The organism is Micromonospora yongxingensis, from assembly GCF_052601155.1.
Map to the genome: position 1 here is coordinate 153,070 of NZ_JBQXEO010000011.1, position 14,813 is coordinate 167,882.

The following is a 14,813-nucleotide window of genomic DNA, read 5'->3' on the forward strand; positions in this document are numbered from 1 at the left end:
AGGGCGGGTCAGCGGGACGCCGAGGGAAACTCCTCGAAGTACGCCTCGACCCGCTCGGCCGTCGCCGGACGGGCCAGCGCGAAGCCCTGCCCGTACCGGCAGCCGGCCCGGTGCGCCCCCTCGACCTGAGCCGCTGACTCCAACTCCTCGGCGACGATCTCCACGCCCAGCCGCTCGCCGACGTTGACCACCACGTCGATCAGCGGCGGCTGCCCGTCCGGTCGGGCGCCCACCAGCTCCGGGCCGACCTTGAGCAGGTCGATCGGGAGCCGGCGGAGCTGGGCCAGCGAGGCGTGCTCGGCCCGGAAGTCGTCCAGGGCGGTGCGGACGCCCAGCGACCGCAGGCCGGCCAACCGGGCCACCACCGTCGACAGGTCGGCGGCGACCCTCGGCTCGGCCACCTCCACCACCAGCCGCTCCGGCGACACCCCGTACGCGGCCAGCACGGCCGCGGCACGCTGCACGAAGTCGGGGGTCGTCAACTCCCGGGTGGTGACGTTGACCGCCATCCACAACTCCCGGTTGCCCGCCGACCAGTCGGCCAACTGGCGGCAGGCCCGGTCCAGCACCCACCACTCCAGCTCGCCGACCAGGTCCAGGTCCTCGGCGACCGGCAGCAGCTCGGCCGGGAGCACCGTGCCGAGCACCGGGCTGCGCCAGCGCAGCAGCGCCTCGGCGCCCACCGGCTGCCGGTCGGCCAGGTCGAGCACCGGTTGGTAGACGAGGTCCAGCTCACCGCGGGCCACCGCTCCGGGCAGTTCCCGTTCCAGGTCGAGCCGGCGGACGAGCTGCTCCTCCAGGAACGCGTCGTACCACTCGACCCGGTCCCGGCCCAGTTGCACGGCCCGCCGCCGGGCCAACTCGGCCTGGCGGAGCACGTCGGCCGGCCCGGCGCCGCTCACCTCGGCCAGCCCGATGCTCGACTGCACCCGCAGCACAGCCCCGGCCAGGTCGTACGGCGGGGCGAGCGCGGTCAGCAGCCGGGTGCCCAGCGCGTACGCCACCACCGGACCCGCCGCCGTGACCACGGCGAAGCCGGCACTCGTGCACCCGGTGACCAGGTCATCGGGTGCGATGACCGCGCGAGCCCGGCGGACCGCCTCGGCCAGCACGTCCTCGCGGCCCGTCGGCCCGACCCCGTCGGCCCCGTGCAGGTCCACGAGCAGCAGCGCGCCGGTCGGCACCGGCACGTCGCCGATGGCGGCGAGGGCGTCCAGCAGGGCCGCCCGGTCTCCGGGAACGCCGCCACCGACCGGAGCGGGCCGGCCGCCGAGCGACGACCAGGTCGCACCGCCGTCGGGCGGCCAGCTCGAGCCGACGCCGTCGGAGCTGGCCGGCGTGTCGGCGGTCCTGCCGGTCGGCGCCCCGAGCCGGCGTGGCTGGCCGGCTCGGCGGTGCCGGACCGCGCGGCCGCTGCGCCGCCGGTGGGCGGCACGCCGTTCGGGGGCGGCCGCGTCACCGGCGCGCAGCAGCTCACGTAGCGCCAGTGGCGGCACCGCCGCCAGAGCCAGCAGCACGCTCGTCCGGTCCGGTGCCCGGCCGGCGCCCAGGTGCAGGCCGGCCGCCAGCAGCAGCACCGCTGCCGGGAGCACCGCCCGGGGCCAGGCCGCGGCGACCGGCCCTGGCTGCTCGCCGGCTCCGGCCACCGCGTCGCCCGCGCCGAGTGCGGTGAGCAGCATGCCCAGCACCAACGGCGGCACGGCCAGCAGGGCCGCCCGGTCGGTCGGTGCGGGCGGCAGGGTGGCCAGCAGCGCCAACCCGACCAGGGTGAGCAGGACCCCACCCCGGCAGATCGCGCCGGGCGCACGCCGGTGCGGGCCGGTGAACGCGCTGAGCGCGGCCATGCCCAGCACGCCGAGGACCAGCGCGGCAACCAGCCGGCCGGGCACCGGCAGCGTGTCGCGGGGCAGCAGCAGCCAGCCGGCGAGGGCCAGCCCGATCGCCGGGACGGCCGCCTCGACCAGCGAGCGCGCCGTGGCTCGGGCCGGTGGCGCCGTCCGGCCCGGGAGCTGGAGCAGCCCGGCCGCCGACAGTGCCGCCACGACGAGCGACCCGACCAGCGCGGCGACCCGGTGCCCGGTGTCGACCAGTGGCAGCACGGCGGCGCTGAGGCCGGCCGCCACCACCGCCGCGTCGAGCAGCACCCCCGCCGCACGCGGCGAGGGATCGGCGGGTGATGGCTCGGTGGGCGGCGGATCGGTGGGCGGCGGATCGGTGGATCGGCGCGTTGCCAGGCGGGAGAGCCGTACCCCGGCGAGGGTGGCGCCCGCGCCACCGGCCAGCGCGATCACCACCGAGGTCGGGACCAGGTCGGCGGCGCCAGCGATGACAAGCAGCGCCACCGCCGTGGACACGGCGGCCTCCGGCGCCGCTCGGCGGGGAACGAGGACGCGGAACGGGTACGCGAGGAGCACGGCGGTCGCCTTCGTGAGGGGGCACGGGGCGGTGCGGCGGTGCGGGCATCGGACGTTGCGGGTCCGCTGCCCAACAGTCGAGAACGAGCGGCGGCCAAATCGGTTACGCGCCGGTCACCGGAGGAGCCAGTGACCCGTGTCACTGTACGGTGTGCCGGGCCGACCGGGCACCGCCCGCCGCGACCCGGACAGGCCGGGGGTGGGATCATCGGAGGGTGAGTACGCCCGACACGGTCCGCTTCCGGTACAACCAAGCCATCCTGGCCGCGGCGGTCATCGCCTTCATCGGTGCCCTCCCGCTGGCCAACGCCCGCGGGTACCTGCTGCCGGTGCTGCTCATCCCGCTCGCCGTCGGCCTGTGGGCATGGCGGGCCGGCACCGACGCCGACGCCCGGGAGCTGCGCCTGCGGGCGCTGGCCGGGCAGCGCCGCATCGCCTGGGACCGGGTCGTCGAGCTGGCCACCGACCCGCGCGGGCGGGCGGTCGCCCGGCTCGACGACGGCCAGCAGGTCGTCCTGCCGGCGGTACGCGGGACCGACCTGCCCCGGCTCGTCTCGGCCACCGGCCAGACGCTGCCCGGCGCGACCGGCTGAGCCACCCGATCAGTAGCCGTCGACCACCGTGTTGATCAACGGCTGGCCGGCGGCGAACCGCCGCACCTGATCGCCGACCAGCCGGTAGGCGCGCGGCAGCAGACCCCGCACCGACCCGGCCACGTGCGGAGTGAGCAGAACGTTCGGCATCGTCCACAGCGGGGAGTCCGCGGGCAGCGGCTCCGGGTCGGTGACGTCGAGCGCCGCCGAGATCCGCCCGGTGCTCAGCTCGGCCACGAGCGCCTCGGTACGGGCCACCGGCCCGCGGGCCGCGTTGACCAGCAGCGCACCGTCCGGCATCGCGGCCAGGAACTCCTTGTCGATCAGGCCGCGCGTCGCGTCGGTGAGCGGGACCAGCACCACCACCACATCGGCCTCGGGCAGCAACCGGGGCAGGTCCTCGACGCCGTGCACCCGCTGCTCCGGCCGAGCCGTGCGGGCGACCAGGGTGAAGCTCACCTCGAACGGGGCGAGCCGGTCCCGCACCGCGGTGCCGATCGAGCCGGCACCGACGATGAGCACCCGCTTGCCGGTCAACTCGTCGGTCGGGGCGAACTCGCCGAACGCCCACCGACGGTCGGCCTGCGCCCGCACGAACGCCGGGAACGCCCGCAGCTGGGTGAGGATCGCGGTGACGACCCACTCGGCGGTGGACGGGTCGTGCACGCCCCGGGCGTCGCACAAGGTGACACCCGGGGGTGTCCGGCCCGCCCAGGCGTCCGCGCCGGCGGAGAGCAGCTGCACCGCCGCCAGGTCGGGCAGCTCGTGCAGCAGCGCGGTCGCGTCCGAACCGGCGAGGAACGGCGGTACCCAGAACCGCACGCCGGCCACCGGCGAGGGCAGCCGGTCGGCGTGCTCGACGACCTCCACCGTCACGTCCGGGGGCAGTTCGCCGATGAGGTCCAGGCCGGCCTGGTGCGGGATCCATACCTTCACGTCCGCCGACGATAGCCCCCGCCGGGGCGGCCGGTGCGGGCACGGCGGCAACCGCCGGGTGGCGCGCGGCGTCGGGGCGGGCGAGACTCGGCACACCGAGGTTCGGCTCGGGCACGGAGAAGGTATAACGAAGGGTCGGCGGCCGCCCGGCCTCCGCCCCGGCAGACAGGTGCTCGATGACCGACGGCTCAACCGCGCGCCCCCGACGCGCGACCGCCCCACCCCCGGCGCTCGGCGACCCCGCACGGCTGCGGGCGCTCGCCGACACCGGGCTGGACGCCGCTCCGGACGAGGCGTTCGACCGGTTCGCCCGCCTGGTCAGCGACCTGCTGGACGTGCCGGTCGCGCTGGTCTCCCTGGTCTCCGCCGACCGGCAGTTCTTTCCCGGAGCGGTCGGGTTGCCCGAACCCTGGGCGGAACGCCGGCAGACCCCGCTGAGCCACTCGTTCTGTCAGCACGTGGTCGACATCGAGGTGCCGATGGTGCTGCCGGATGCCCGGCTCTACCCCCGGGTGCGCGACAACCTGGCCATCGCCGACCTCGGTGTGGTCGCGTACGCCGGGATGCCGCTGACCGACCTGTCCGGCCGGGTGCTCGGCGCGCTCTGCGCCATCGACAGCAAGCCCCGGGCCTGGAGCGCCGGGCAGCTGCGGACGCTGGCCGACCTCGCCGCCGCCTGCTCGTCGGAACTGCGGCTGCGGATCGCGCTGGACGGGGCGCAGGAGGCGGGCCGACGGGCCGTGCAGGCGCACGAGCGACTGGAACTCCTCGCCGGGGTGAGTGAGACGCTGGCCGGCACGCTGGACGTGGGCATCGCATTGCGCCGGCTCGCCGCCACGATGGTGCCGCTGCTCGCCGACTGGTGCCTGCTCACCCTGGTCGGGCCGACCGGCCTGCCCCGCGAGGTGGTCGCGGTGCACTGCGACCCGGCCCGGACGGCGGACGTGGACCGCTTCGCCGAGCTGGTGCGTACCGGGCTGAGCACCGACTCGGTCATCCGGGCCGTGCTGCGGACCGGCCAGCCCCGGCTCGGTGGCGTGGCGTCGGTGGCCGACGTGGCACGTGGCACCACGGATCCGGAGATGGCGGCGATCGCCCGACGCCTCGGGATCGCCTCCTACCTGAGCGTGCCGGTGTCGGCCGCCGGTGGCACCGTGCTGGGGGCGATCACCCTGGTCAACGGCCCGCAGCGCCAGCAGTTCGACGACCGCGACCTGCTCACGGCGGTGGACATCGGCCGCCGGGCCGGGCAGGCGATCGGCAACAGCTCGATGTACGGCGAGCAACGACACGTCGCCGAGGTCCTGCAACACAGCATGCTGCCGCGGCTGCCCCTGGTACCCGAGCTGGAGCTGGCGGCCCGCTACCAGCCCGCGGCCGACCGGGTGGAGGTGGGCGGCGACTGGTACGACGCCTTCGTCCAGCCCGACGGTGACCTGATCGCGGCGATCGGGGACGTGGCCGGGCACGACATCGAGGCGGCGGCGACCATGGGTCAGCTGCGCAACCTGGTGCGCGGCAACGCGTTCGGCCGGCAGGACGCGGTCGGCGAGCTGATGACGCACCTGGACGGCGCCATCCGCGGCCTGCGGCTCCCGATCGCGGCCACCGCGACGCTGGTCCGCATCCGTCCCCGGTCCTCCGGCGTCCGGGAGGTGACCTGGTGCAACGCCGGTCACCCGCCGGCGCTGGTGATCCGCGCCGGCGGCACGGTGGAGAGCCTCGAGGCGCCGCCGGAGGCGTTGCTCGGCCTGGCCCGGCCGGTACGGCGGACCAGCCACTCGACCGGTCTGGCCGTCGGCGACACCCTGCTGCTCTACACCGACGGGCTGGTCGAGCGGCGGGACCGGTCCATCGACGACGGCCTGTCCGAGCTGCGGAGCCGGCTGGCCGGCAGCGACAAGCTGCCCCTCGACGAGCTGTGCGACCTGCTGCTCGCCTCGATCCAGCACCGTGAGGACGACACCGCGCTGCTGGCCGTACGGGCCCACTGAGTCCTCCGGCGGGGCCGCCCGGTCGCTGCGAGCGGCGACTGTCGGATCGCGTCGGGCACGGCCGGGTGCGCCGGCGGGCTACCCTGGGCCGGGTGAGCGCCCGTCCCCCGTACTCCCGCAGCCGCCGTCTCCGCGCGGCCCTCGCGGCGTCCTGCGCGGCGCTGCTGTTCGCCGCCGGTTGCAGCTTCGGCGAGCCGGAGCCGGACCCGGCCGGTGAGCCGCCCAACCTGCCCACCCCGTCGGCGCCGGCAAGCGCTGGCGGCGCCGGCCAGCAGGCGGTGGCGACCGTGCTCGCCAAGGGCCTGCGCGTGCCCTGGGCGATCGGCTTCCTGCCCGACGGCGGCGCGCTGGTCACCGAGCGGGACAGCGGCCGGATCCTCCAGGTCGGCCCGGAGTCCGGGCCGGACGGGCTACGGGTCCGGGTGGTGCAGACGATCACCGACGTGGCGGCGGCGGGCGAGGGCGGTCTTCTCGGCATCGCCGTCTCCCCCGGCTACGCCAAGGACCGCACGCTCTTCGTCTACTACACGACCGAGCAGGACAACCGGGTCGTCCGGCTGCAACTCGGCGGGCAGCCCACCCCGATCCTCACCGGCATCCCCAAGGCGAACGTCCACAACGGCGGAGGGCTGGGCTTCGGGCCGGACGGGCAGCTCTACGTGAGCACGGGCGACGCCGGCGAGCGCCCCGCCGCCCAGGACGCGAAGAGCCTCGGCGGCAAGATCCTGCGGATCACGCCGGACGGCAAGCCCTCCGCCGGCAACCCGTACCCCGGGTCCCCGGTCTGGTCACTGGGGCACCGCAACGTGCAGGGCTTCACCTGGGACGCCGCCAAGCGGATGTACGCCGTGGAGTTCGGCCAGAACACCTGGGACGAGATCAACCAGATCACCAAGGGCGGCAACTACGGTTGGCCGCAGGTCGAGGGGCGGGCCGGCGACCGGAAGTTCAGCGACCCGATCACCCAGTGGGGGACCTCGGACGCCTCCTGCTCCGGGCTGGCCGCCACGGACCGGCTGCTGGTCACCGGCTGCCTGCGCGGCAAGCGACTGTGGGTGATGGAGTTGACCGACACGGGCACGCTGCTCGGTCAGCCCAGCGAGCTGCTCACCAACCGGTACGGCCGGCTGCGCGCGGTGGCCGCCGCGCCGGACGGATCGCTCTGGGTGAGCACCTCCAACCACGACGGGCGCGGCAACCCCGCGGCCGACGACGACCGCCTCCTACGGGTGGTCTTCGCCGGCGGCGACGGCGGCCGGAGCTGACCTTCGTCACCATCCGTTCAGGTTTGCCAAGATCCTCCGACGGGCAGGTCAGAATCTCAGCATGGACGGGCAGCACGACGAGCAGCACGACGACGCCGGTGACCGGGACGACCCGGTGACCGGTGGCGAGACGCGGCCCTCGGCTCGTGGCGGCCGGCCGGGTCCGGTGCGCCGCACCGGCGTGATCCTCGCCGTGCTCGCCGTGGCCCTGGCCGGGGCGGTGCTCGGGGTGCTGGCCGGCGGCCGGGTGGCCACCGACATCGGGCCGTTCCGGGCCAACCTCAGCCTCTCCCCCGCCAGCGACGGCGGCACCACCGTCGACGTGCCTCCGCTCGGCGCCCTGCTGCTGGACAGCCACGACGGGCCGACCCACCTCACGGTGCGGCTGGGCGCGCTGGACCAGGGGCGCACGGAGGCCCTGCTCGACGACCCGGCCAGCATCAGCCGGGCCAGCCAGAGCGCCGTCGAGGACGTCCGGTCCGGGGTGATGCGACTCGGCCTGCGGACTCTGGCCTCGGCGGTGCTGGTCACCCTGATCCTGGCCGGGCTGATCTTCCGCGACACCCGGCGGACGGCCTGGGCGGGCGGGCTCGCCCTGCTGGTCACCGCCGGCAGCCTCGGCACGGCGGCGGCCACCCTGCGGCCGCAGGCGATCGAGGAGCCGCGCTACGAGGGGCTGCTGGTCAACGCCCCGGCGATCGTGGGCGACGCCCGGCGCATCGCCAACGACTACACCAAGTACGCCGAGCAGCTGCAACGCATCGTCGGCAACGTCAGCCAGCTCTACACGACCGTGTCGGCGCTGCCGGTGTACGAGCCGGCGCCGGGCACGACCCGGGTGCTGCACGTCTCCGACATGCACCTCAACCCGACCGGCTGGCAGCTCATCCGGACGGTCGTGGAGCAGTTCGGCATCGACGTGGTGATCGACACCGGGGACATCACCGACTGGGGCAGCGAGCCGGAAGCCTCCTTCGTCGGGTCGATCGGCCTGCTGAAGAAGCCGTACGTCTTCATCCGGGGCAACCACGACTCGGGCCGCACCGGCGCCGCGGTGGCCCGGCAGCCGAACGCGATCGTGCTGAACAACACGACGACCACGGTGGCCGGGCTGACCATCGCCGGCATCGGCGACCCCCGCTTCACCCCGGACAAGAACACCTCTCCGGCGGGCAGCGGCCTGACCCAGCAGGTGGCCGACCAGGTGATCGGGGCCGGCGAGCAGCTCGCCACCACGGTGCGCCGCTCGCCGCAGCCGGTGAACATCGCGCTGGTGCACGATCCGGCGTCGGCGGGGCCGCTCGCCGGCACGTGCCCGCTGGTGCTGGCCGGGCACACCCATTCCCGGCAGGTCTCCAAGCTGCCCCAGGAGCCCGGTCAGCAGCCCACCACGCTCATGGTGGAGGGTTCCACCGGCGGTGCCGGGCTGCGCGGCCTGGAGGGTGAGAAGCCGACCCCGCTGTCGATGAGCGTGCTCTACTTCGACCAGCAGAAGATGCTCCAGGCGTACGACGACATCACCGTCGGCGGCACCGGGCAGGCCCAGGTCAACCTGGAACGCCACGTGGTGGAGGGGCCGACCGCCGCGCCATCCCCTTCGGTCACCCCCACCCCGACCCGCTGAGCCCCGAGGGTTGAAGTCGCGGCGTCGGGAGCATGCAGGTCAGCGCAGGGCGAGGGCGGCCAGAGCGGCGTTGACGATGCTGCCGGGCAGCAGGTCGTGCAGCTCGTACAGCTCGGCCACGCTGCCGGACTGGCCGAACTCGTCCACCCCCAGCGGCACCGCCGGCGCGCCCAGCGCCGAACCGAGCCAGGCCATGGCGTGCGACGCGGCGTCGTGCACGGTCACCACCGGCACCCGGTCGGCGAACGCGGACCGCAGCGCGCCCGGCACGCTGGGGACCGTGGCCGTCCGCACGCCCTGACGCAGGGTGCGCTGCCAGGCCCGGTAGAGCCGGTCCAGCGAGGTCACGTCCACCACGTGCGCGGCGACGCCCTCCTCGGCCAACTCGGCCGCGGCGGCCAGCACCTCGGGCAGCACCGCGCCGGAGGCGGCGAGCTGCACCACCGGGGCGTCGGCCAGGTGCGGGTACGCCTGATGCGCGTCGACCAGCCGGTACGCCCCGGCGACCACCTGCCGGCGCAGCACCGCGTCACCGAGCCGGGCCCGGGCGGTCTCGAACGGCGCCTGGTCCAGCGGCCGGGTGCTCAACCGGAAGTAGTACGCCCCGTCCTCGGTGGGTGCGGCGGTCGCGGCCGGGGCGGAACCGCCGGCGATCTGCCCGAGCGCGTCACAGAGCAGCCAGTCCAGGCTGGCCGCGTACGCCGGTTCGAGGAAGGTCACCCCGGGCAGCTCCAGGCCGACGGAGGCGGTGATGGTGGACTGGTGCGCGCCGCCCTCCGGGGCCAGGGTGATGCCCGACGGGGTACCGGCGACCACGAACCGGGAGCCGGAGTAGGTGCCGTACAGGAACGCGTCCAGGCCCCGCAGCACGAACGGGTCGTAGACGGTGCCCACCGGCAGCAGTGGCTGCCCCGACAGGTCCCAGGACAGGCCGAGCTGGCCGAGCAGCAGGAACAGGTTCATCTCGGAGATGCCCAGCTCGATGTGCTGCCCGGCGGGGCTCTCGGTCCAGCGCAGCATCCGGTCCTCGGTCCAGGAACGCTGCTCGGTGGGGGCGAACACCCCGGTCTTGTTGATGAACCCGGCCAGGTTGGTGGAGGTGGCCACGTCCGGCGCGGTGGTGACCAGGTAGCGGCCGACCTCCCGGTCCCGGGCCAGGTCCACCAGCACCCGGCCGAAGACCTCCTGCGTGGAGATCGGCTTGTTGGCGCGTACTCCCGTGCTCTCCGGGACGGTGACCCCCAGCGCCCGCTCGCGGGGCGCGCGGGACAGCGCCTCCCGGCGGGCGCCGGCCCGGATGCCGGCCGGTGACGCCGGGTCGAGGCGGTCCCACTCGGTCTCGGCGGTCAACCCCTGCGCGGCGCGCAACGCGTCGACCTGTTCGGTGCTGAGCAGCGCCGAGTGGTTGCGCGGGTTGCCGGCGATGGGCAACCCCCACCCCTTGACGGTGTACGCGAAGACGACGCTGGGCCGGTCGGTGACCGCGTCGCACTGGGCGTACGCGTCGAGCATCGCCTGGAGGTCGTGCCCGCCGAGGTCGGTGACGAGCGGCCCCAGCTCCTCGTCGTCGATGCCCTCCACGAAGGCGCCCACCTCGGCCGGCGCGCCGTCCAGGAACTGCTTGCGCAGCGCCGGGCCGGCCAGCCCGAACAGCGACTGGTACTGCTCGTTGGGCATCGCGTCGATCCAGTCGCGCAGCACCGCGCCACCCGGCCGGGCGTACGCCTCGGCGAGCCGGCGGCCGTACTTGACCTCCACGACGTGCCAGCCGGCCGCCTCGAACTGGCCGCGCCACTGGTTGATCCGGATGCCCGGCACCACCCTGTCCAGGGACTGCCGGTTGAAGTCCACCAGCCACATGACGTTGCCCAGGCCGGTGGTGGCGGGGTCGGCGACCGCCTCCCAGATGTTGCCCTCGTCCAGCTCGGCGTCGCCGATCAGCGCGACGAACCGGGAGTGCGGCCGGGCGCCGAAGTGCGCGTCGACGTAGCGGCGGGTGGCGGCGGCGAAGAGCGGTGCCGCCGCGCCGAGACCCACCGAGCCGGTGGAGAAGTCCACCTCGTCGGGGTCCTTGGTGCGCGACGGGTACGACTGGAGGCCACCGCGGGCCCGCAGCCGGGGCAGGTACGAGCGGTCCAGGTTGCCCAGCAGGTACTGGATGGCGTGGAAGACCGGGGAGGCGTGCGGCTTGACGGCCACCCGGTCCTCGGCGTCCAGGTGCGCGAACCAGAGCGCGGTCATCGCCGTGACCAGCGAGGCACTGGACGCCTGGTGGCCGCCGACCTTCACCCCGTCACCGGTGGCCCGGTCGTGGTTGGCGGCGTCCACGATCCGGGTGGCGAGCCAGAGCACCCGTCGCTGGATCTCGTCGAGCACGTCGAGGTCGTGGTGGTTCACGGTGACTCCATCCGGGCGTCGCCGTTGACGCCCTCGCGAGGGGGACGCGGGGTGGCCGCGTACGCGACAGGGGTGGCAGGCCGCCGCCGGGTCACGGCGACGGCCTGCTCCGGGTGGGTCTCAGCCCTGGACGCCGAGGCGCTCCAGGACCAGTTCGCGGACGGTCTTCGCGTCGGCCTGGCCGCGCGTGGTCTTCATGACCGCGCCGACCAGCGCGCCGGCGGCGGCGACCTTGCCGCTGCGGATCTTGTCGGCGATGCCGGGGTTGGCGGCGATCGCCTCGTCCACGGCGGCGGTGAGCGCGCCGGTGTCCGACACGACCTCCAGGCTCCGGTTGGTCATGATCTCGGTGGGCGAGCCCTCGCCGTCGACCACGCCCTCCAGGACCGCGCGGGCCAGCTTGTCGTTGAGCTTGCCGGCGTCGACCAGGCCCTGCAGCTCGGCGACCTGGTTGGGGGTGGCGCCGATGTCGGCCAGCTCCACGCCGGTCTCGTTGGCCCGGCGGGACAGCTCGCCCAGCCACCACTTGCGGGCGGCGGCCGGGGTGGTGCCGGCGGCGACGGTGGCCTCGATCAGCTCGACGGCACCGGCGTTCAGCACCGACTGCATGTCCAGGTCGGAGAGCCCCCACTGCTGCTGGAGCCGACGCCGGTGCACCCGGGGCAGCTCCGGCAGGGCGGCCTTCAACTCGGCCACCCAGGCGGGGTCCGGCGCGATCGGCACCAGATCCGGCTCCGGGAAGTACCGGTAGTCGGTGGCGGTCTCCTTCGAGCGACCCGGGGTGGTGTCGCCGGTGTCCTCGTGGAAGTGCCGGGTCTCCTGGGTGATCCGGCCGCCGGCGTCCAGCACCGAGGCCTGGCGCAGCATCTCCGAGCGGACCGCCCGCTCCACCGAACGCAGCGAGTTGACGTTCTTGGTCTCGGTGCGGGTGCCCCACTCCTGCCCCGGCAGGTTGAGCGAGGTGTTCACGTCGCAGCGCAGCGAACCCTCCTCCATCCGCACGTCCGAGACGCCGAGGGTGCGGATCACGTCCCGCAGCTCGGCGACGTACGCCCGGGCCACGTCGGGGGCGAGCGAGCCGGTGCCCGCGATGGGCTTGGTGACGATCTCGACCAGCGGGATGCCCGCCCGGTTGTAGTCGACCAGCGACTCGGTGGCGCCGTGGATGCGCCCGGTGGCGCCGCCGACGTGCAGCGTCTTACCGGTGTCCTCCTCCAGGTGCACGCGCTCGATCTCGATCCGCACCGTCTCGCCGCCGACCTCGACGTCCAGGTAGCCGTCGACGCAGATCGGCTCGTCGTACTGGCTGATCTGGAAGTTCTTCGGCATGTCCGGGTAGAAGTAGTTCTTCCGGGCGAACCGGCACCACTCGGCGATGGAGCAGTTCAGCGCCAGGCCGATCCGGATGATCGCCTCGATGGCCGCCTTGTTGGCCACCGGCAGCGAACCGGGCAGGCCCAGGCACACCGGGCAGACCCGGGTGTTGGGCTCGCCACCGAAGTCGGTCGGGCAGCCGCAGAACATCTTGGTGTTCGTGCCCAGCTCGACGTGGGTCTCCAGGCCGATCACCGGTTCGTAGCGCGCGACGACCTCGTCGTACGCGGGCAGCGTCGTCGTCATCTGGGCTCCTGCCTCACAGTGCCGGTGGGGTGAACGTGCCGACCGCGGACTCCAGCGCGGCGGCGACCCGGTACATCCGGTCGTCGGCCATCGTCGGGGCCATCACCTGCAGGCCGACGGGCAGCCCCTCGGAGAGGCCGCAGGGCACCGAGATGCCCGGCCCGCCGTACAGGTTGGTCGGGATGGTGAACAGGTCGGCCAGGTACATCTGGTACGGGTCGGCGGTGCGCGCGCCCATCGGGAACGCCACCGACGGGGTGGTCGGTGAGATCAGCGCGTCGACCCGCTCGAAGGCGGTGGTGAAGTCCCGGGTGATGAGCGTCCGGACCTTCTGCGCCTGCCCGTAGTAGGCGTCGTAGTAACCCGACGACAGCGCGTACGTGCCGATCATGATGCGGCGCTTGACCTCCGGGCCGAAACCGGCCTCCCGGGTCAGCGACATGACCTCCTCCAGCGACCGGTTTCCGTCGTCGCCGACCCGCAGGCCGAACCGGACACCGTCGAACCGGGCCAGGTTGGAGGAGCACTCGCTCGGCGCGATCAGGTAGTACGCCGGCAGCGCGTAGGCGAACGTCGGGCAGGACACCTCGACGATCTCCGCACCCAGCTTCGCGAGGGCGTCCACCGACTCCCGGAACGCCGCCATCACGCCCGGCTCGGCACCCTCGCCGACGAACTCGCTGACGATGCCGAGCCGTACGCCGGTCAGGTCGCCGGTCGCGCCGAGCTTCGCCGCCGCCACCACGTCCGGCACCGGCTGGGGGATCGAGGTGGAGTCGCGCGGGTCGTGCCCGCCGATCACCTGGTGCAGCAGGGCCGCGTCGAGCACCGTACGGGCGCACGGGCCGGGAGTGTCCAGCGACGAGGAGAAGGCGACCAGCCCGTAGCGGGAGGTGCCGCCGTAGGTGGGCTTCACGCCGACGGTGCCGGTGACCGCGCCGGGCTGGCGGATCGAGCCGCCGGTGTCCGAGCCGATGGCCAGCGGCGCCTCGTACGCGGCCAGCGCGGCGGCGCTGCCGCCACCGGAGCCGCCCGGGATCCGGCTCAGGTCCCACGGGTTGTGCGTGGGGCCGTAGGCCGAGTACTCGGTGGAGGAGCCCATCGCGAACTCGTCCATGTTCGTCTTGCCGAGCATCACCGTGCCGGCGTCGCGCAACCGCTGCACGATCGTCGCGTCGTACGGCGGGCGCCAGCCCTCCAGGATCTTCGACCCCACGGTGGTCGGCACGCCACGGGTGGCGAGCACGTCCTTCACCGCGACCGGCACCCCGGCCAGCGGGCCCAGCTCCTCGCCGGCGGCCCGGCGCTCGTCGACCGAGCGGGCCGCGGCGAGCGCGCCGTCGGTGTCGACGTGCAGGAAGGCGTGCACCCGGTCGTCCACGGCGGCGATCCGGTCCAGGTGGGCCCGGGTCACCTCGACGGCGGAGGTCTCACCGCCGGCGACCAGCGCGGCGATCTCCGTCGCGGTCATTCTGGTCAGATCGCTCATGCCGTCACTCCGCTTCGCTCCGTGACGCCATGAGGCACCACCGCGCTGCAACGCTGATTCGCTCGCTGACGCTCGCTCATGAGGCCACATCCTCGGTCAGGATCCGCGGTACGCGGAACCGCTGGTCCTCGGCGTCCGGCGCGCCCGACAGCACTTCCTCCGGGGTCAGGCACGGCGTGACCACGTCCTCGCGGAAGATGTTGGTCAGCGGCACCGAGTGCGAGGTCGGCGGGATGTCCGCCGCGGCGACCTCGCCGACCTGGGCGACCGCCTGGAGGATCACGTCGAGCTGGCCGGCGAAGGTGTCCAGCTCCTCCTCGGTGACGGCGAGCCGCGACAGGCGCGCCAGGTGCGCGACCTCCTCGCGGGAGATGGCGGCCATCCGTGCCCCCTTCTGATGTCCTGCTGGTCGGGCGGTGTGCCGGCCGCGCGACGGGTGGAGCGTGACGCGCGGTGACCGGAGCGAGTCTATTGTTCCGCT

At 74.3% G+C, this 14,813-nt stretch carries 10 protein-coding genes; 4 read left to right on the forward strand and 6 right to left on the reverse strand.

Features of this window, described 5'->3' with window-relative positions; all coding sequences use genetic code 11:
• Nucleotides 1-8: 8 nt before the first annotated feature.
• The gene (locus tag ACTWLT_RS15945) at nt 9-2,414 is read right to left on the reverse strand and encodes an EAL domain-containing protein (protein WP_445319049.1); all 2,406 of its coding nucleotides are present in this window, start codon (nt 2,412-2,414) and stop codon (nt 9-11) included.
• 215 nt (nt 2,415-2,629) lie between these two features.
• Here ACTWLT_RS15945 and ACTWLT_RS15950 point away from each other — a divergent pair, with 215 nt between their 5' ends.
• The gene (locus ACTWLT_RS15950) at nt 2,630-3,007 is read left to right on the forward strand and encodes a PH domain-containing protein (RefSeq protein ID WP_445319050.1); all 378 of its coding nucleotides are present in this window, start codon (nt 2,630-2,632) and stop codon (nt 3,005-3,007) included.
• A 9-nt stretch (nt 3,008-3,016) separates the two neighbouring features.
• Here the strand turns inward: ACTWLT_RS15950 and ACTWLT_RS15955 are convergent, their stop codons facing one another.
• The gene (locus ACTWLT_RS15955; RefSeq protein ID WP_445319051.1) at nt 3,017-3,943 is read right to left on the reverse strand and encodes a 2-hydroxyacid dehydrogenase; all 927 of its coding nucleotides are present in this window, start codon (nt 3,941-3,943) and stop codon (nt 3,017-3,019) included.
• Nucleotides 3,944-4,119: 176 nt separating this feature from the next.
• Between ACTWLT_RS15955 and ACTWLT_RS15960 the strand changes: the two genes are divergently transcribed.
• From ACTWLT_RS15960 to ACTWLT_RS15970, 3 genes are all read left to right on the forward strand, one after another.
• Entirely contained in the window at nt 4,120-5,937 is a 1,818-nt protein-coding gene (locus tag ACTWLT_RS15960) for a SpoIIE family protein phosphatase (RefSeq protein WP_445319052.1), read from the forward strand.
• Between the two features lie 92 nt (nt 5,938-6,029).
• Entirely contained in the window at nt 6,030-7,202 is a 1,173-nt protein-coding gene (locus tag ACTWLT_RS15965) for a PQQ-dependent sugar dehydrogenase (protein WP_445319053.1), read from the forward strand.
• A 61-nt stretch (nt 7,203-7,263) separates the two neighbouring features.
• A complete protein-coding gene (locus ACTWLT_RS15970) occupies nt 7,264-8,826 on the forward strand; it encodes a metallophosphoesterase (protein WP_445319054.1) in 1,563 nt (520 codons plus the stop codon).
• Between the two features lie 39 nt (nt 8,827-8,865).
• On the opposite strand, the gene ACTWLT_RS15975 is transcribed toward ACTWLT_RS15970, so the two are convergent.
• From ACTWLT_RS15975 to gatC, 4 genes are all read right to left on the reverse strand, one after another.
• On the reverse strand, nt 8,866-11,223 hold the full coding sequence (locus ACTWLT_RS15975) for a thiamine pyrophosphate-binding protein (RefSeq protein WP_445319055.1): 2,358 nt from the start codon (nt 11,221-11,223) through the stop codon (nt 8,866-8,868).
• Nucleotides 11,224-11,343: 120 nt separating this feature from the next.
• On the reverse strand, nt 11,344-12,843 hold the full coding sequence (gatB, locus tag ACTWLT_RS15980) for an Asp-tRNA(Asn)/Glu-tRNA(Gln) amidotransferase subunit GatB (RefSeq protein WP_445319056.1): 1,500 nt from the start codon (nt 12,841-12,843) through the stop codon (nt 11,344-11,346).
• 13 nt (nt 12,844-12,856) lie between these two features.
• Entirely contained in the window at nt 12,857-14,332 is a 1,476-nt protein-coding gene (gatA, locus tag ACTWLT_RS15985; protein ID WP_252419856.1) for an Asp-tRNA(Asn)/Glu-tRNA(Gln) amidotransferase subunit GatA, read from the reverse strand.
• Between the two features lie 76 nt (nt 14,333-14,408).
• A complete protein-coding gene (gene gatC / locus ACTWLT_RS15990) occupies nt 14,409-14,714 on the reverse strand; it encodes an Asp-tRNA(Asn)/Glu-tRNA(Gln) amidotransferase subunit GatC (protein ID WP_252419855.1) in 306 nt (101 codons plus the stop codon).
• Nucleotides 14,715-14,813 lie beyond the last annotated feature (99 nt).